The sequence below is a fragment of the Facklamia sp. P12945 genome (assembly GCF_050409485.1).
Classification (GTDB): domain Bacteria; phylum Bacillota; class Bacilli; order Lactobacillales; family Aerococcaceae; genus Facklamia.
The window spans coordinates 40,533-58,065 of sequence record NZ_JBNUPJ010000005.1 but is presented as its reverse complement, the minus strand read 5'-3'; the positions used below and the strand labels follow the sequence as shown (position 1 = coordinate 58,065).

Sequence of the window (17,533 nt, the reverse complement as noted above, 5' to 3'; positions counted from 1 at the left end):
GTATAATAATGGTTCTATAATAAATAGGGTTGAAGGAAGAATTTTTCTTCCATCAACCCTATTTGACATAGAGCCAAACAAAGACAAACCCTTATTTGAGATTAACTCAAGCAGGGTTTGTCTTCAATCTGGGACATCCACTAAAGGATGCCTTTGATAAGGTTAATTATAGTTTAACAATATTAGTAGCTTGGTTGCCACGTGGGCCAGCTTCTATGTCATATGTTACTGTTTGACCTTCGTCTAAGGATTTAAAGCCGTCACCTTGGATGTTAGAGAAATGTGCGAATACGTCATTTCCATCCTGACCTTCGATAAATCCAAAACCTTTATCTGCATTAAACCATTTTACTGTACCTGTGTTCATAATGTAAATCCTCCTGTGTGCCTCTTAAGCACTTTGTATTGCAATAACTAAATAATTAAAAAGAAGATTTTACATGGTTGAATGAAAATGTCTTAATGAACTTATTTCTTTATTACAAGACACAGTATGTTCCTTATTGGATGAATTGTCAACACTTATTTTAAAATAAATAACAATTTAAATCATTTAATAGAGATTTAACCCACGCTACCTTCCATCTCATAAGCAATCAGACGATTCAACTCGACAGCATATTCCAATGGCAATTCCTTGGCAAAAGGTTCGACAAAGCCCATGATGATCATTTCAGTCGCTTTTTCTTCGCTAATACCACGACTCATTAAGTAAAAGAGCTGTTCTTCAGAAATACGCGACACTTTCGCTTCATGTTCTAATGAGACATTAGAATTATGGACTTCATTAAAAGGAATGGTATCTGATTTTGATTTGTCATCCATGATAATGGTGTCACACTCTACGTGGGATTTAGCCCCATCTGCTTCAGGGCCAAAGTACAACTGCCCCATATAATCGACATTTCCCCCATCTTTAGCAATCGATTTGGAAACAATGGTTGAGGAAGTGTTTGGAGCATTGTGATAGATTTTAGCTCCAGAATGTTGATGTTGTCCTTCACCGGCAAAGGCAATGGATAAGACAGTTCCTCTAGCTCCCTCGCCATTTAAGCGACAGGAAGGGTACTTCATCGTTTTATAAGAGCCTAAGTTACCATCTACCCATTCCAAGGTACCACCCTCAGCAACTGTTCCACGCTGTGTTACTAGGTTGTAGACATTATTGGACCAGTTTTGGATGGTCGTATACCGGCAAGTAGCATTTTTCTTAACTACGATTTCCACCACCCCAGTATGCATCGAAGTAGCGGAATAAGTTGGAGCAGTACAGCCTTCCACATAATGCACGCTCGCCCCTTCATCAACAATAATTAAGGTGCGTTCAAATTGTGCCACACTCGAATTGTTTAAACGGAAATAGGCTTGTAGCGGCATATCAACTTTAACGCCTTTAGGAATATAGATAAAAGATCCACCACTCCAACAAGCTGAGTTTAAGGCTGTTTGAAAGTTTTCATTGGGATGAATGACTGAGGCAAAATGTTCTCTAAAAAGTTCGGGATGGTCTTTTAAAGCAGAGTCGGTATCGGTAAAGATTATGCCTAATTTATCCACTTCGTCTTTCATTCGCGAATATACGGTTTCTGATTCATACTGAACACTGGTTCCAGCTAAGAAAGCCCGTTCGGCTTCTGGCACACCTAGACGTTCAAAAGTTTCTTTAATTTTGTCTGGCACCTCATCCCATGTACGAACAGGTTGGTCGGTTGCTTTTAGATAGTAGATATAATCGTCGAAATTTAAATCAGATAAATCAACGCCCCAGGTAGAGACTTTTTTATTGCGGAAAGTTTCATAAGCTTTTAACCGGAAGTCAAGCATCCACTCGGGTTCATCTTTTTCTTTTGAAATCGTACGGATGACTTGCTCATTAAGTCCTTTTCCAGTCGAAAAGAGGATTTTAGCATCGTCTTTAAAACCGTATTCGTATTCACCTAATACAGGAACTTCTGACATTATTCATCTTCCTTTCTTTCAATGCCATCTTGATGGAGCAATTGTTCATTGCGGTTTTGATCGAGTCCGTACTCGACGGCTCGCCAAGAAAGAATGGCACATTTATAACGGGCTGGAAAATTTTTGACGCCAGCCAAAATAGCTGCATCTTTTAATTGTTTGCGTAATTCAGCTTCATCTTTTTCTTCTTCATCGTTACCGATTGTTCCACCTACTAATTGATTGAAGTCATGCACTAATTGGATGGCTTCATCAACCGTTTTACCAATCATTAAATCGGTCATCATACTGGCTGAGGAAATAGAAATGGTGCAACCTTCACCATTAAAAGCAATTTGTTCAATCTGATTATCTTTAACAATCATATCCACAGTAATGGCATCACCACAAGTTGGGTTGAGTAATTGCATTTGATGGGTAGGTTTTTCTAAATGCCCTCGATGATGAGGGTTTGAAGAATGGTCAAGTACAATCGTACGATAGAGTTGGTCTAATCGACTAAGTGCCATAAGTGAAAAACTCCTTTATTTCTTTGGTAGCTTCTATAAAACGGTCGACTTCTTCAAGGGTATTATAAACCATCAGGCTGGCTCTTAAAGTCGCTGGAGTTTCTAGCAGACGCATCAAGGGTTGAGCACAGTGGTGTCCTGCTCGGACTGCGATCCCTAATTGATCATAACCTGTTGCAGCATCATGCGGATGGACTCCCTTAATATTAAAAGAAAGAATACCATGACTTTTAGCCGATTCAGGAGTATAAAGAACGACGTCCTCTAACTCTTTCATTCCTTGATAAAGTCTATCGCCTAATAATTTCTCTTGGGCTTGAATTTGATCAAAGCCAATAGCTTCAATCCACTGAATTGCTTGAGTCAACCCAACCACTTGAGCGATTGCCTGGGTGCCGGCTTCAAACTTCCATGGAGCTTGTTTGTAGTTGGATTGAGTATCCTCTACTAGGTGAATCATCTCACCACCGAAGCTAACCGGTAAGCAGCTTTCATGATGTTCTTTAGCTAAATAGGTGATCCCCAATCCCATCGGACCATACATTTTATGGCTTGAGAATGCATAGGCATCAACTTCCCATTCCTTCAAATGTAAACGAATATGTGGACTGGCTTGAGCGCCATCAACAATCAAAAGGGCACCTTGTTGGTGGGCCCATTGACTGAGAGCTTGAATGGGTTGCTGTACACCTAACACATTTGAAAAGTGTTGAATAACAATTGCTTTGACTGGCTGATCTTTATACTTACGTGATAAAGCTTCTACATCCACTTGATAATCAGCAGTTAGGTCCATAAATTTGAGCTTAGCTTCGGTGCGTTTACATACTTCTTGCCAAGGCACTAGGTTGGAATGGTGCTCTAAGCGCGTTGTGAGTATGATATCTCTATCTTGAAGGCGTGGTTCGATGAGTCCACGAGCAATTTTGTTGATGCTATCGGTTGTCCCTGAGCTAAATGAGATGCAGGCACTGGCTTCTGCCCCGACAAAAGCCGCAATTTTTTCACGACCTTTTTCAAAGGCTTGGGTAGCGCGCTCACTTAGGGTATGTACGCCACGGTGAACATTGGCATTATCCTGTTGATAATAGGCAACAATTGCCTCGACCACTGATTGAGGGGTCTGGGAAGTCGCCGCATTATCAAAGTAAATAAGTGGCTCATCATTAACGATTTGATCGAGTATAGGAAATTCTTGACGAACTTTTAAAAGATTTTGTCTAGTCAAGGCTATCACCTGAATTTATGCTTTCTAATTTTAGGTCTAAAGCATCAATCATCATTTGTCTTCTCTCAGGATCTTTAATTTGATTTAAAGTTTGCATTAAGAAGCCACGGATGACTAGATATTCTGCTTTAGTGCGATTTACTCCACGAGTCATTAAATACCATAATTGACTGTCATCTACCTTGGATACGGAGGCAGCGTGTCCTGCAGTCACTTCAAATTCATCAATTAAAAGAATGGGGTTAGCATCACCACGGGCTTGATCAGAGAGCATGAGTAAACGGTTTTCTTGTTGAGCATCCGCGTTTTTAGCATTTTTGAAAATTTTGCCAATACCATTCATTGTCAGGACTGCTTGGTCTAAGGCAACACCTCTTTGGTTAATGTGTCCAATGGAATGGTTGCCATAATTACTGATTTTGGTGTCTAAAATTTGTTTAAAGTTTTGATTAGAAATAGCCACTTCGGATAAATGAGCGTGTGAACCTTTACCTTTTAAATTAGAAGCTAAATCGACAATCGTTGCTCCATCATTAAATGAACCAATTGACCATTGAATATGAGCGTCGTTCTTAGCCAAAGCATGGCGACGAATATAGCTAGCTTGGTCGGTTTTCGTTTGATCAATAGCCATATAATGCAAGTTTGCTCCATCTTCGAGGATGATTTCTACTGTGTAGCTTTGACTATGGTTAGCCACTTGATTTTGTTTTAGTTTTTCAAAAAAAGTAAACTGACTGTTTTTGCCAACGGCAAGTAGTAGATATTGATGGGCTCCATCATCGAAATTTTGCTCCCATTCAAAGGTTTCATTGCCTTGATAGTTATCAGGAACATAAATCAAGGTGCCGTGATTTAAATGAGCTAATTGGAAAGCAGAAACTTTATCTTGATTAGCAGGAACTGCTTGGAATAAATACTTTTTTAAAAGTTCTTCGTGATCAGTTTGAGCGCTTTGCCAATCAGCAATGATAAGGTCCGGATGAGTAGCTAATTTTCTTTCAGCTGCTGAAGGCCTACTTTGAGCTTCAACAAATAAAGGCCAGGTTTCGATCTTCGCTCGTTCGATGGTGGGAAGTCTTGTATTCTCGAATGCTTGTTGACTTTGGTCAAAGATATCCTTAAGCCAGTTGACAGTTGGTGCGAATAATTGTTGAGTCATCTTTTCACCTACTCTTCATTTAATTCAATGCCGTTTTCGAGAGCTATCTCTTTATACCCTTTGGCTTCTAATTCTAGGGCTAACTCAGATCCACCTGATTTCACGATGCGTCCATCCATCATAATATGAACAAAATCTGGCTCAACATAGTTCAAAAGGCGTTGATAGTGGGTAATAATTAAAGCGCCAAAATCTTCACCACGTAAAGAGTTGATGCCTTTGGATACAACTTGTAAAGCGTCAATATCTAAGCCAGAATCAATCTCGTCTAAGAGAGCAAAACGAGGTTCGATCATTAACATTTGAAGGATTTCATTGCGTTTTTTTTCGCCCCCTGAGAATCCTTCATTCACATAACGTTCAACCATTTCATCAGACATATCTAAAAGCGCCATTTTTGCATCTAATTTGTCTAAGAATTCAAAAATAGGCATCTGATCATCTTCTTTACGGCGTGAGTTGATGGCTTCACGCATAAGAGTGGCATTAGTAACACCTGAAATCTCACTTGGGTATTGAACGGCCATAAACAGACCGGCTCTAGCACGCTCATCGACTTCCATTTCTAAGAGGTCAACACCATCAAGTAGAACCTGACCTTGTGTAACTGTATAGTCAGGGTGCCCCATGATAGCTTGTGAAAGAGTAGACTTACCTGTTCCGTTTGGTCCCATAATAGCATGCACTTCATTAGTGTTAATTGTTAAATTAACACCTTTTAATATTTTTTTATCTTCAATTTCTACGTGTAGATTTTTGATTTCTAGTGTGGACATAAACTCGCTCCTTCTAATCATTTTCACAAGCTATATTCTACCATAAATTGTGAAGATTAAAATCTTGAATTTTAGAGTATCTATTTAGGCAGATTTTAAAAGCATTCGCCAAGCGGTGACAAATTCGATATAATAAGTTTACTAAATGGAGGAGGCTATAAATAATGAGTTATCAGGCATTATACCGTGTTTGGCGACCGCAATCTTTTGATGAATTAGTCGGGCAAGAAATGATCGCCCAAACTTTGAGGAATGCGATTGCTAAACAACAATTAAGCCACGCCTATCTCTTTTCAGGTCCAAGAGGAACGGGTAAAACTTCTGTTGCTAAGATACTTGCAAAAGCGGTCAATTGTCCTAATTCAACGGATGGAAATCCTTGTAATGAATGTTCTATTTGTCAAGGGATTACTTCAGGAGAGATTAGTGATGTGATTGAGATTGATGCGGCATCGAATAACGGAGTTGATGAAATTCGTGACCTGAGAGACCGTGTTCGCTATGCTCCTACACGTGCCAAGAATAAAGTATATATTATTGATGAGGTTCATATGTTAACAACTGGTGCCTTTAATGCACTCTTAAAAACATTAGAAGAGCCTCCTGCCAATGTAATTTTTATACTTGCGACGACGGAGCCTCATAAAATACCGGCCACTATTTTATCAAGAACTCAGCGCTTTGACTTTCAACGGATTAAAGACCTTGATTTGATTAGAAGGATGCAATATATTTTGGACCATGACCAACAAGACTATGATCTTGAAGCGTTGAAAGTTATTGCTCGAGCAGCTAACGGTGGAATGCGGGATGCTCTAAGTCTACTAGACCAAGCGCTTTCTTATGGGCAAGATCACCTAGAACTTGAAACGGCTTTGTTAGTATCCGGTTCTTTTGCTCAAACCGTTTATGTTCAATATATTCAAGCGCTTGCTCAATCACGAGTAGAAGAAGCCTTACAGATCTTGGAAGAACAATTACAAGAGGGAAAACAGGCTGGGCGATTTATTGAAGAACTGATTTTATTTGCTAGAGATGTCCTTTTAAGTTTATTTTCAATTAAGAACCATACACTGCTAACTGACCAAGAATTACAGCCATTGAAAGAAAATGTTGAGCCAGCATTCTTTTATCAGTTAATTGACTTTTTGAATCAAGCGCAAAATAAGATGCGTTTTTCTACACAACCAGAAGTTTATTTAGAAGTTATGACGGTTCAATTAGCACAATTAGGGCAGGACCTACTTCTAAGAGAAGAAGTAGAGCAAGTAGAGCCTCAAATGTCTGGACAGATAGAAAGTCAGATTAGACTGTTACAAGAGGAACTAGAAAAACAAAAAAAATTACTTGCTGAACTTATAAATAATCAAAAAAGTACTACTCAAGGAGTTAATAATCAAACGGAATTAACTCCGCGTAAAAAGCCTGATTTTGCTCAAAAAGATTATGTGGTCGACTTACATGCGATTTATAATGTTTTGAATCAAGCAACTAAAGAAGATATTAACCATTTAAAAAAAGAGTGGTCAGCTATTTTAGCTGAACTAGCTCCTAACCAAAGAGTTCGCTTGAATAATACTAGACCGTTAGCGGCAGGGCCAGACTGCGCTTTGATTTCCTTCGAAGACCAAAATTTATGCGCGATTGTTCAACATGATAGTCATTTAATGGATCAGGTGAACAATATAGCGAGTCAGCGTTTAGGTAAGGCGATTCACTTCACTTATTTGTGGCAGGCTGATTGGTCTCGTATTCGAAGGGATTACAAAATCTTGTTTGAACAAAATGGTAGAAAGCCGATAGAACTAGCTAAAAAGTTATCAAAAGTTCAAGAAAGTATAACTCCGTCAGAAGGAACTATTGATTCGCTACAAAATGATCAGACAGATTCGCAGGACAATCCCCCAGGTCACATTAATCAGGATAATTTATCAGAAATTGATCAAACTGAAAAAAATAGGCCTCAAAATGAAGAGTTAGAATCAATTGAAGCTCAATTACCTGAGCCGGCAGAAGATGTAGCAGCTTTATTCCAACGGAGTCAAATTCACCATATTGAAGAGGGAGAAAGTTCAAGTATTCAACCGGCGGATGGGCAAACGGGATTTTTTGATATAGAGGATAATCTAGAGGAAGAAAACCCAGCAGTCCAAAAAGCCATTGAACTCTTTGGAGAAGAAAATATTATCATTTACAATGATCGTTAAGAAAATTAGTTGGTGATGAATTTAATTAATTCTTTAAGTATCACTTTTACTGCTGAAATAATATGAATTACAATTGATCGTTAGTCAATAGAGAATCCAAGTGTTTAAGCGCTTGGATTCTTTTGGTTTATTAATACTTTACGAATGGTATGAGGTGGAGTATGAGTTGAGGTGAATTTGAATTATTTAATTTGATTATAAAAGACTTCTTTTGTAGTCGAAAGAAGTTATTGCCGTATGCTATAATTGAAGCGTAGTCGAAATAAAAGACAAATTTTACAATAATATTGAAACAATGGAAGGAAGATGCAAAATGATGCCAAATATGAACAATATGATGAAGCAAGTTCAGAAGATGCAAAAAGAGATGGAGAAAACACAAAAAGAACTAGAAGCTAAAGAATTTATGGTGGAGGATGCACAACAATTAGTTAAAGTGGTTATGACTGGTAAAAAAGAAATCAAAGAATTAACCATTAAACCAGAACTAGTTGATCCAGAAGATATCGAAATGTTGCAGGACGTAGTTTTAGCAACCATTAACCATGCGATTCAAGAAGTTGAACAAACAACACAAGATCAAATGGGCCAATTCACCAAAGGGCTAAACTTGCCTTTCTAGTAGTAAGAAAAGAAAGGGGGAGTTGGAATGGATTATCCATCACCCATTGCCAAATTAATAAATAGCTTCACTAAATTACCAGGTATCGGAAGTAAAACAGCCGCTCGTCTAGCTTTTTATGTTTTAGAAATGTCTGAAGCAGATGTTTCTTACTTTGCTCAGGCCTTGATAAACGCTAAGCGTGATCTTAAATATTGTTCGGTTTGTGGGAACATTACTGATACAGACCCATGTATGATTTGTAGTGATTCGTCAAGAGATCGATCGATTATTTTAGTTGTTGAAGATAGTCGTGATGTGATGTCGATGGAAAAAATGCAAGAATTTCACGGATGCTATCACGTCCTGCAAGGTGTACTCTCGCCTATGGAAGGCACAGGACCTGAGGATTTAAATATTGCCTCACTAATAAAGAGACTTCAAGATGAAGAAGTTAAAGAAGTTATTGTGGCAACTAATGCCACTGCTGAAGGTGAAGCGACAGCCATTTATTTATCAAGGTTGATTAAGCCGGCCGGCATAAAAGTAACGCGTCTCGCTCATGGATTATCAGTGGGATCCGATATCGAATACGCAGATGAAATGACCCTCTTTCGTGCCATTGAAGGCCGAAGAGAGTTATAATAAAGGAGTATCAAATGCCAAAAGGGAAGTTTATTGCGTTTGAAGGACCAGATGGATCAGGGAAAACCTCGATTATCAAAGTTTTAGGTCCAATGCTTGAAAAAGAAGGTGTAGAAGCAGTATTTACTAGAGAGCCAGGGGGCAGCCCGATAGCTGAGCAAATTCGCGAACTCATTTTAGATATTAATAATACAGCTATGGACTATCGAACAGAGGCCTTACTATATGCAGCAAGTCGTCGGCAACACTTGAGTGAAACAATTTTACCCAATGTTCAAGCGGGGAAAATGGTGATTAGTGACCGTTTTGTGCTGTCTTCATTAGTCTATCAGGGCGTTGCAAGAGCAATCGGTTTAGAGGCCGTTTGGCAGATTAACCAGTTCGCCATTGAAGACCACTTACCAGACCTTACCATTTTAATAGATGTTCCTGCTGACATAGGTTTGGAGAGGATCGAGAAAGCTCGTGGTAGTAGACAGTATGATCGCCTCGATCGGGAGGCACTTGCCTTTCATCAACGAGTCAGACAAACCTATCTCGACTTGATACCTCAATGGGAAAATATTGTGGTAATTGATGGTAATCAAAGTGTAGAACAAGTTAGCTTGGAGTGCTTCGAAACTCTAAAAAAACGTGGTATGATTAAGTAATAATACATCAGGAGGGATAATATGAAATTACTAGTAGCGATCGTGCAAGATCAAGACCAACAAGTTTTGGGGAAGGCTTTATTAGAAAATGATATCCGTGCGACAAAATTATCTTCAACTGGAGGTTTTCTTCGTTCAGGCAATACAACATTCTTATTAGGAGTAGAAGATGAGCGAATTGAGGAAGTGCTTGAAGTTATTAAAGCTTCATGTCAGTCTCGTGAGCAATATATTTCAACACCTATCCATCTAGATATGAATTTGGAAGTTTCAAATACTTACCCATTAAAAGTTGAAGTTGGTGGAGCGACTGTTTTTGTTCTACCTATTGAAAGTTTCTTCCATTTCTAAGAGACAAGCATTTGAAAGAGGGAGTCTATGCGGTTAGAAGCTGCCAAAAAGCATTTTAATCTATTGATACAACATAAGCGACTCGCTCACGCTTATTTATTTACTGGCGAATTAAACCCAGCAAAAAAAGAATTAGTGGATACAATTACTCAAGCCCTTGTTTGTAAGCATTTTGATGCAGAAGGAAGGGCTTGTTTAAATTGCATGGACTGTCAGAGAATTACTAGGGGTCAGTTTGCAGATTATATGACTATTGAACCCGATGGGCGTAGCATCAAAGTGGATCAGATCCGAGGGCTAAAAGAATGGTTAGGAACGAGTCCGATTGAGGCTGATTTTAAAATTGCTACGATTGAGCAGGCAGATTTAATGGGCCCAGCAGCAGCCAATGCTCTTTTACTTTTTTTGGAAGAACCAAGTCCTAATGTTTATATCTTTTTATTTAGTCGTCAGGCTGAACAATTACTACCGACTATTCAATCGAGAGTTCAGGAAGTGATCTTGGAAGATGATAAAGAACACTCTCAAATTGATCAGATGGTGCAAGCAGGTATTCGTGATCAGCATGCAAGAGTAATGTTAAAGCTATCAGCCAATCGCTTGGAGAATTTAATGGATGACTATGAGGCGGAGTCTTTCGAAGCTTGGCTAAAAGCCATAGAATATTTTTATCAGTTATTGATACAAGAAAACCCTTATGCTTTTGTCGCTATTCAGCAACATTTAAAACCCTATCTTAATTATAATCAAGGCCAAGATGGTCTCGATTATTTAAATTGGTTGAATGCCCAATTGTTATTGAGTCACTATCCATCTAAAGAAAACCACTTAGGAAGTTTACAAAAGAGGGTAAATAGAATTAAAGAGAGAATCGATCATCAAATGAGTCAAACAAGCTATCATAGAATGAATGAGCTCTTAATGGATAGTAAAAAACTCCTTTTGTTTAATGTCACACCACAGTTGGCCTATGAGCGCTTAGCGATTAAAATGTGTGAATGGAAGTAATATGAAGAGAGGTGTTAGCATGTCTGAAATAAAAATTGAAGAACTTCTTATGCAAGTTAACCAAGAGCTGAATCAATTGTTCGAAACGGTTAACACCTTGTCGGAAGAAGTGACACGGTTAACTAATGAAAACAATCGGTTAAGGATGCAGCAGTACCAAGCAGTTGAGCAAATAGAAATTAAGCCATTAAAAGATGAGGAAAATCAAAAAAATCAAGTTATTGATAAATCAGAGCAAACGCTTGAGCATCGTCAAAGTGGGCAAGCTCGTCTTCAAGCCTTCTATAATGATGGTATTCATATTTGTCATCATTATTTTGGTAGTAAGCGTGAAACCAATGAAGAATGTATCTTTTGTCAAGACATTATTGACTCTTTAGGAGAGCAATAGATGACAAAAGAACTGTTTATGCCAAAACTGACTGATGAACAAATACGATTGGTGAAAGATGAAGAACGACTTGATTTTCTGATTCGAGAAAACCGTTATGTAATACAAAATCCAAATTACTTTCCTTTTTCTGTGGATGCCGTTTTGCTGGCGAATTTTATCACATTCAATCAGCGGTCCTCTTCCTCAAGGATAATGGATTTTTGTACAGGCGGTGGCATCATTCCTCTACTCTTATCGCATCGGACAGATGCTAAAATTCAAGCTATTGAGTTGCAAGCAGATATTGCGGATATGGCAAAACGATCGGTTCGATTAAACGGTTTAGAAGAACAAATTGAAATCATCCAGGGGGATTTAAGGCAATTAAAAGCAAATAATCAGCGATTAGATGTTATCAGCTGTAATCCTCCTTATTTTTCGCTCAATGAGGCAGCTAAATTACATTCTAATCCTTATCATGCTATTGCTCGTCATGAAATTCACTTAACTTTAGATGAATGGGTGAGCAAAGCGAGCCAATTACTTAAGCAAAAAGGCAGGCTATTTATTGTTTATCGCCCAAATAGATTAGACGATCTAATGATGAGTTTATTAAATCATCACTTTGCTATCAAACGCCTTTGCTTTGTCCATCCAAAACAAGCTGAAAATGCCAATAGTGTCTTGGTAGAGGCCATTGCCAGGGGAGGAAGACAAGGCGTTCGAGTTGAACCTGCAATTATCGTACATCAAGAAGATGGATCCTATACCCCTATGATGCAGGAGATCTACTATGGAAATCATTAATGATGAAGGGTTCTACTTTTATGTTTTATACTGTCATGACAAAACACTTTATGGAGGATTTACAACCAATCTTAGGCAAAGGTTAGAAGCTCATAATAAGGGCAAAGGAGCGAAGTATACTCGCGTTAAAAAGCGGCAGCCTTTAAAACTAATCTATGTTGAAAAGTGGCCGAATAAGTCTTTAGCGATGTCTGCGGAGTACCATTTCAAACAGTTAAATCGTCCCAAAAAAGAATATTACTTGGCTAAAAACGGTATGGCTAATTTTGATAAGGGTGTTTATATTATTAAAGATTACAGTCAGCATTTGATTTGTCATTTACAAAGAGATTTAAGCTTAAAGGAAGTGAGTGCATTTTGAATATTCAAAAGAGTTATCAAACAGAAAGCTCTTGTCTCTACTTGGTTCCTACTCCAATAGGTAATTTAGAAGATATGACTTTTCGAGCGGTTAGAATTCTTCAAGAAGTCGATCTAATCTTGGCTGAAGATACGCGAAAAACAGGAATTTTGTTGAAGCATTATGATATTAAAACAAGAATGTTTTCTTTCCACGACCACTCGAATCAATCGGAAGTAGATAAGTGGACGGCCTATATTGGAGAGGGACATACGGTTGCCCTAGTCTCAGATGCTGGTATGCCACTAATCAACGATCCTGGCCATCCTCTAGTACAATCCCTACTGGCTAATTCATTAGCCGTAATAAGCCTTCCAGGAGCGAGTGCCGCCATTACTTCTTTGGTTGCTTCAGGATTACCTGCAAACACCTTTACTTATTATGGCTTTTTTCCAAGAAGTAAAAATGAGCAAGTTGAGTTACTAACAGATATCGGAAGGCGAAAAGAAACGGCTATTTTTTACGAGTCGCCCTATCGATTAAAGCAATCTATTCAGCAAATTAATCAGCTGTTAGGAACGGATACAAAAGTGGTTGTAGCTCGTGAAATCAGTAAAAAGTTTGAGGAATATCTTAGAGGCACAAGCCAAGAACTAATCAATCATTTTGAGGAGCATTCTTTAAAAGGTGAATGTGTCCTTTTGTTGCATTCTATGGGTCAATTAGATCAAAGGCAAACGCTACTCAATCCAGACTTAAGCTATAAAGACCAGGTTCAATCTTTAATGGATAAAGAGAAACTTTCAGCCAAAGCAGCCATTAAACAGGTTGCCCAAGCACAAAATGTCAAAAAACAAGAAATTTATGCGGCTTATCATGAATTGGATCTCGACAGAAAGGACTGAGCGGTTTGTTGTATTTTCTGTCTTTCATTTTATTTGTCTCATCCGTTTTGGTCTACGTTTTTAAATGGCGCAAAGTCTCATTAATTGCTTTGCTTTATTTTTCACTCCTGATAGTTTTTTTTGCGATACTTAATGAATCAAGATGGTATCTATTATCACTTATGCGCTATTTATTGTATTTTTCAAGTTCAGGAATTGCTATCATTATTCCCTTTTTTCTTTTGTTGTTAGCCTATTTAATGTTAAGTCGAATAGAAGATGACCGTTCGCTATCAGGCATGCGTATTTTTTTTAATTTGACGATCTCTTTTACTTTTGTTGGGATTGTTATTTTTACAGCATGGGTTGTTATACAAAGAAACTATTATATGACTCGGTTCTTAGCTATTTATACCTTAGTGGCTATGTACTTAATTATTAATTTTTTTCTTTTTATTGTTCTCAACCTTCTCTTGTTACTATTTAAGTTTAAAATGCGATCTAATGATATTTTATTAGTTCTTGGCGCCCAATTAACAGCGAACGGTGAGATGGACAAGACTTTAATTTATCGATTAAAAAAGGCATTAAAAATTTTTAAACAAAGTAGAGCAAAAGGTCAAAAGCTGCATTTAATTGTCAGTGGGGGAAATAGTCACGAAAATATTGCTTCAGAATCTGAAAAAATGGCGAAATTTTTAATTGCTAATGGTATTGACCATCACTTCATTACTATTGAAGATCAGGCTCGAACGACTAGAGAAAATCTCATTAATATTCAAGAGCTTTTAAATGATTGTTTTCCTGAACGTGGGAAGACGCTCATTGTAACAAGTTACTTTCACCTTTTAAGGACTTATCTTTATGCTTGGCGCTTCGGTTTTGATTTAAGAGTCGTCGGGGTAAGAACCCAATTTGGTCATGGTTTTTTTGCTATTTTAAGAGAATACCTTGCTTTTTTTGTATTAACTAAAGAATTAAATTATTTTTTTATGATTGGATTATTAATTTATGGTATTCGTCAAGTGCTTATGATTTTCCAGTAGGAGGTAAAAATGCAAAGATGCCAATGGGTAGCGAATAAGCCTGATTATTATATTCAGTATCATGATAAAATATGGGGAAAACCAGAACATGATGATTTACTTTTGTTTAAATGGTTGGTGTTAGAAACGTTTCATATCGGCTTGTCGTGGCAACTAATTTTATCTAAAGAACAAGCTTTTGAACAAGCTTTTGATCAGTTTGACTACCGAAAGATAGCCAATTATCAAGAAGATAAAGTTGAGGCTTTATTAAAAAACGAAAAGATTATTCGTCATCGCGGTAAGATAGAAGCTACAATAACCAACGCTCAAGCTTTTATCAAAATTCAGCAAGATTTTGGTAGTTTTGATAATTATATCTGGCATTTCACCAACAGACAGCTAGTATTAAGACCAAAAAGTCAGAAAGAACCCAAGACAGCTTCAAAGTTAAGTGATGAAGTCGCTCGTTCCCTAAAAAATTATGGTCTTAAATTTGTAGGTTCAGTAACTATATATTCCTACTTACAAGCTATTGGTGTTATTAATGATCATGATGCCGATTGTACCTTTCGTTTAAAATAGTAAAAGCCCAATTACTTCCAGTAACTGGGCTTTTCATGTGTAATGTGTTTAAAATAATCGGTTATTCAAATTAGCAAATCAGTAAATATAAGAGAGTCAAGTCTGATATTAAGCGTAAATTCAAGCCGCTTGACTTATTTAAACGGTCAATTCGATAATTAAGCGTGTTGCGATGTAAGTACAAATCCTGGGCGGTTTTACTAATATTCCCCCATTTAGAAAGAGTTGGCGTATCAACGCACGATCTTGATCATCTGAAATCGTTTGACCATAGTTAGCAAATTGGGCGAGATGACTTTCTTGTAAGTTCCTACCAACTTGTTGTAAAAGCAAATGGCTCATGCGATTAATGGTGTTTTTCTTAAGTACCCTCTGATGACTTTCTATCTGAGCCACGTCAAAAGAAATTTGATCTTCAACACTTTCTATACCAGTATAAGGAGACCCTATGATGACAAGCGCTGATTGTCCAAAGTCATCATTAAGCATTTTTAGAATTCCTTCCATCATTTGGGATCCTTGGTTAGCCCAAAAAGAATTGTGGATGACATAAACAAAGTGATGTGAATTTCGTTTTATATAATCAATAATGTTTTGACTGCTTGATCTGAGAGTAGATAACCACAAGGATTGATCAAAGTCTGTTTGCAAATGCTCAAAAAAGATATGAAACAGACAATAACCTTCTTTATGAGAGCCCTCTAAATCAAGAAGAGAGTGAGGAATTTGAATGACTCCATTTGCTTTCATTGTAAGACCTCCTCGTAAATAAACGGTTTAAAGATTATACTTAATTTAGCGAATAACTTTTTCGCTTTCTTTATCGAAGAAATGAATTTTTTCCATATCGAAGGCTAATTCAATGGATTCTCCTGGAGTATATACTTCTTGTGCGTTTACTCTAGCAATGAACTCATCTGATCCAATCGTTAGATACAGCATGGATTCGGACCCCAGCAACTCTGCGACAGAAATCTTAGCATTAACAAGCGAGTCTTTAGATTTCGCAACAATGCTTGTTTCCGCGTGAATATCTTCCGGACGAATGCCAAGAATAATTTCTTTTCCTAAATACCCCTTATCTGATAACAACTTTTTGTGATGAGGGCTTAATGGCAAGTTAATACCTTGATTATTGGTTAAGGTATTACTTTCAATAGTAACAGTAAAGAAGTTCATAGCTGGTGAGCCGATAAAGCTTGCCACAAAAACATTATTGGGTTTATTATAAACTTCCTGAGGGCTACCTATTTGTTGAATATAGCCGTCTTTCATAATAACGATTCGACTGGCCATTGTCATAGCTTCAGTTTGGTCATGGGTTACATAGATAGTAGTTGTTTTTAATTGCTGATGCAGTTTGGCAATTTCTGCCCGCATTTGTACGCGCAATTTAGCGTCAAGATTTGATAAAGGCTCATCCATTAAAAAGACTTTGGCATCACGAACAATCGCTCGACCTAAAGCGACTCTTTGTCTTTGACCACCGGACAGAGCGGCTGGTTTGCGGTTTAAAAATTCAGTTAAGCCGAGTAAGTCAGCGGCATGATTGACACGTCGGGTAATTTCACTTTTATCATACTTACGCAGCTTTAAACCAAAAGCCATGTTGTCGTAGACAGTCATGTGCGGGTAAAGGGCATAATTTTGAAAGACCATAGCGATGTTTCGATCCTTAGGTGCTACGTCGTTCATCAATTTACCATCTATAATCAGTTCGCCTGCTGTTATTTCTTCTAAACCAGCAATCATTCTTAAGGTGGTTGATTTTCCACAGCCGGAAGGTCCAACAAAGACGATGAACTCTTGATCAGCTACATCTAAATTAAAATCAGTTACTGAATTGGTTTTTGCGCCTTCATATCTTTTATTAATCGACTTTAAGTTTATTTCAACCATTTTAATCCTTCTTTCTTACATAATAATTCTAGCTTAACTGAAATTTGTGGATTATACGATAGGCAATGTGCACAAGAAAAGGGAAATCCCAGAAAAGCTGGGCTTGTCTGGGTATTAAAATTAATTAATTATTTACTTTTTAATTCTGAGAGTATATCTTGTAATAGTTCGACTTCTGAAGGGCTTGCTGGCTCTTCTTCTGGAGAAATAATTTTTTTGTTTTGTGCTTTTTCTAAAGCTTTAAGTGTGATAAATAAGAAGCTACCAATTAAAAGAAAATTAATAATTGCTTGGATAAATGCTCCATAAACAATTTCAGTCTTACCAACTGTCAGAACAAGACCTGAAACATCTGCTTGACCTGTAATGGCTATAATGAGTGGCATAAAAATATTATCGACTAAAGAAGTAACAATTGCTGTAAAAGCTGACCCTAAAATAATCCCAGTTGCCATAGTAACAACATTTTTATTTGCAATAAAACCTTTAAATTCTTTCCACATAAAAATTAATTCCTCCGTAAC

At 37.5% G+C, this 17,533-nt stretch carries 22 protein-coding genes; 12 read left to right on the top strand and 10 right to left on the bottom strand.

Features of this window, described 5'->3' with window-relative positions:
- Positions 1 to 166 precede the first annotated feature (166 nt).
- From ACQV2X_RS02750 to sufC, 6 genes are all read right to left on the bottom strand, one after another.
- Positions 167 to 367, bottom strand: a complete 201-nt coding sequence (locus tag ACQV2X_RS02750; protein ID WP_428892372.1) for a cold-shock protein — start codon at positions 365 to 367, stop codon at positions 167 to 169.
- Positions 368 to 564: 197 nt separating this feature from the next.
- The gene (gene sufB / locus ACQV2X_RS02745; RefSeq protein WP_428873105.1) at positions 565 to 1,959 is read right to left on the bottom strand and encodes a Fe-S cluster assembly protein SufB; all 1,395 of its coding nucleotides are present in this window, start codon (positions 1,957 to 1,959) and stop codon (positions 565 to 567) included.
- Positions 1,959 to 2,468 (bottom strand): Fe-S cluster assembly sulfur transfer protein SufU, encoded by a 510-nt coding sequence (sufU, locus tag ACQV2X_RS02740; protein WP_428873106.1) that lies wholly within the window; start codon positions 2,466 to 2,468, stop codon positions 1,959 to 1,961. The genes sufB and sufU overlap by 1 nt, the downstream gene beginning before the upstream one ends.
- Positions 2,458 to 3,705, bottom strand: coding sequence for an aminotransferase class V-fold PLP-dependent enzyme (locus ACQV2X_RS02735; RefSeq protein WP_428894215.1), 1,248 nt, complete (start codon positions 3,703 to 3,705; stop codon positions 2,458 to 2,460). The genes sufU and ACQV2X_RS02735 overlap by 11 nt, the downstream gene beginning before the upstream one ends.
- The gene (locus tag ACQV2X_RS02730) at positions 3,689 to 4,858 is read right to left on the bottom strand and encodes a SufB/SufD family protein (protein ID WP_428873108.1); all 1,170 of its coding nucleotides are present in this window, start codon (positions 4,856 to 4,858) and stop codon (positions 3,689 to 3,691) included. Before ACQV2X_RS02730 ends, ACQV2X_RS02735 begins: the two co-directional genes overlap by 17 nt.
- Positions 4,859 to 4,866: 8 nt before the next feature.
- Entirely contained in the window at positions 4,867 to 5,634 is a 768-nt protein-coding gene (gene sufC / locus ACQV2X_RS02725) for a Fe-S cluster assembly ATPase SufC (RefSeq protein ID WP_428873109.1), read from the bottom strand.
- Between the two features lie 164 nt (positions 5,635 to 5,798).
- On the opposite strand from sufC, the gene dnaX reads away from it, so the two are divergent.
- The 12 genes from dnaX (at position 5,799) to ACQV2X_RS02665 (ending at position 15,110) form a co-directional block, all read left to right on the top strand.
- Positions 5,799 to 7,841, top strand: coding sequence for a DNA polymerase III subunit gamma/tau (dnaX, locus tag ACQV2X_RS02720; RefSeq protein WP_428873110.1), 2,043 nt, complete (start codon positions 5,799 to 5,801; stop codon positions 7,839 to 7,841).
- 316 nt (positions 7,842 to 8,157) lie between these two features.
- Positions 8,158 to 8,463: a YbaB/EbfC family nucleoid-associated protein gene (locus tag ACQV2X_RS02715; protein WP_428873163.1), complete on the top strand. Its 306-nt coding sequence runs from the start codon at positions 8,158 to 8,160 to the stop codon at positions 8,461 to 8,463.
- A 27-nt stretch (positions 8,464 to 8,490) separates the two neighbouring features.
- Positions 8,491 to 9,087 carry a recombination mediator RecR gene (recR, locus tag ACQV2X_RS02710; protein ID WP_428873111.1) on the top strand — a complete coding sequence of 199 codons (597 nt, stop codon included), beginning with the start codon at positions 8,491 to 8,493 and terminating at the stop codon, positions 9,085 to 9,087.
- Between the two features lie 14 nt (positions 9,088 to 9,101).
- Positions 9,102 to 9,737, top strand: a complete 636-nt coding sequence (gene tmk / locus ACQV2X_RS02705) for a dTMP kinase (protein WP_428873112.1) — start codon at positions 9,102 to 9,104, stop codon at positions 9,735 to 9,737.
- Positions 9,738 to 9,758: 21 nt separating this feature from the next.
- Positions 9,759 to 10,088: a cyclic-di-AMP receptor gene (locus ACQV2X_RS02700; RefSeq protein ID WP_428873113.1), complete on the top strand. Its 330-nt coding sequence runs from the start codon at positions 9,759 to 9,761 to the stop codon at positions 10,086 to 10,088.
- A 27-nt stretch (positions 10,089 to 10,115) separates the two neighbouring features.
- Positions 10,116 to 11,096, top strand: a complete 981-nt coding sequence (locus ACQV2X_RS02695) for a DNA polymerase III subunit delta' (RefSeq protein WP_428873114.1) — start codon at positions 10,116 to 10,118, stop codon at positions 11,094 to 11,096.
- Positions 11,097 to 11,115: 19 nt separating this feature from the next.
- Positions 11,116 to 11,487, top strand: a complete 372-nt coding sequence (locus tag ACQV2X_RS02690; protein ID WP_428873115.1) for an initiation control protein YabA — start codon at positions 11,116 to 11,118, stop codon at positions 11,485 to 11,487.
- Positions 11,488 to 12,276: a tRNA1(Val) (adenine(37)-N6)-methyltransferase gene (locus tag ACQV2X_RS02685; RefSeq protein WP_428873116.1), complete on the top strand. Its 789-nt coding sequence runs from the start codon at positions 11,488 to 11,490 to the stop codon at positions 12,274 to 12,276. It abuts the gene before it with no gap.
- Positions 12,263 to 12,637: a GIY-YIG nuclease family protein gene (locus tag ACQV2X_RS02680; protein WP_428873117.1), complete on the top strand. Its 375-nt coding sequence runs from the start codon at positions 12,263 to 12,265 to the stop codon at positions 12,635 to 12,637. The genes ACQV2X_RS02685 and ACQV2X_RS02680 overlap by 14 nt, the downstream gene beginning before the upstream one ends.
- On the top strand, positions 12,634 to 13,521 hold the full coding sequence (rsmI, locus tag ACQV2X_RS02675) for a 16S rRNA (cytidine(1402)-2'-O)-methyltransferase (protein ID WP_428873118.1): 888 nt from the start codon (positions 12,634 to 12,636) through the stop codon (positions 13,519 to 13,521). The genes ACQV2X_RS02680 and rsmI overlap by 4 nt, the downstream gene beginning before the upstream one ends.
- Before the next feature lie 173 nt (positions 13,522 to 13,694).
- Positions 13,695 to 14,546: a YdcF family protein gene (locus ACQV2X_RS02670; RefSeq protein ID WP_428894214.1), complete on the top strand. Its 852-nt coding sequence runs from the start codon at positions 13,695 to 13,697 to the stop codon at positions 14,544 to 14,546.
- Positions 14,547 to 14,555: 9 nt separating this feature from the next.
- The gene (locus tag ACQV2X_RS02665) at positions 14,556 to 15,110 is read left to right on the top strand and encodes a DNA-3-methyladenine glycosylase I (protein ID WP_428873120.1); all 555 of its coding nucleotides are present in this window, start codon (positions 14,556 to 14,558) and stop codon (positions 15,108 to 15,110) included.
- Positions 15,111 to 15,180: 70 nt separating this feature from the next.
- On the opposite strand, the gene ACQV2X_RS02660 is transcribed toward ACQV2X_RS02665, so the two are convergent.
- The 4 genes from ACQV2X_RS02660 to mscL all read right to left on the bottom strand — a co-directional run bounded on the left by ACQV2X_RS02660 (position 15,181) and on the right by mscL (position 17,512).
- Positions 15,181 to 15,294, bottom strand: a complete 114-nt coding sequence (locus tag ACQV2X_RS02660) for a helix-turn-helix domain-containing protein (RefSeq protein WP_428894213.1) — start codon at positions 15,292 to 15,294, stop codon at positions 15,181 to 15,183.
- Positions 15,249 to 15,860, bottom strand: coding sequence for a hypothetical protein (locus tag ACQV2X_RS02655; RefSeq protein WP_428894212.1), 612 nt, complete (start codon positions 15,858 to 15,860; stop codon positions 15,249 to 15,251). The genes ACQV2X_RS02660 and ACQV2X_RS02655 overlap by 46 nt, the downstream gene beginning before the upstream one ends.
- Before the next feature lie 45 nt (positions 15,861 to 15,905).
- Positions 15,906 to 17,009, bottom strand: coding sequence for an ABC transporter ATP-binding protein (locus ACQV2X_RS02650; RefSeq protein ID WP_428881968.1), 1,104 nt, complete (start codon positions 17,007 to 17,009; stop codon positions 15,906 to 15,908).
- A gap of 128 nt (positions 17,010 to 17,137) precedes the next feature.
- Positions 17,138 to 17,512 (bottom strand): large conductance mechanosensitive channel protein MscL, encoded by a 375-nt coding sequence (gene mscL / locus ACQV2X_RS02645; protein ID WP_428873123.1) that lies wholly within the window; start codon positions 17,510 to 17,512, stop codon positions 17,138 to 17,140.
- Between the last annotated feature and the right edge of the window lie 21 nt (positions 17,513 to 17,533).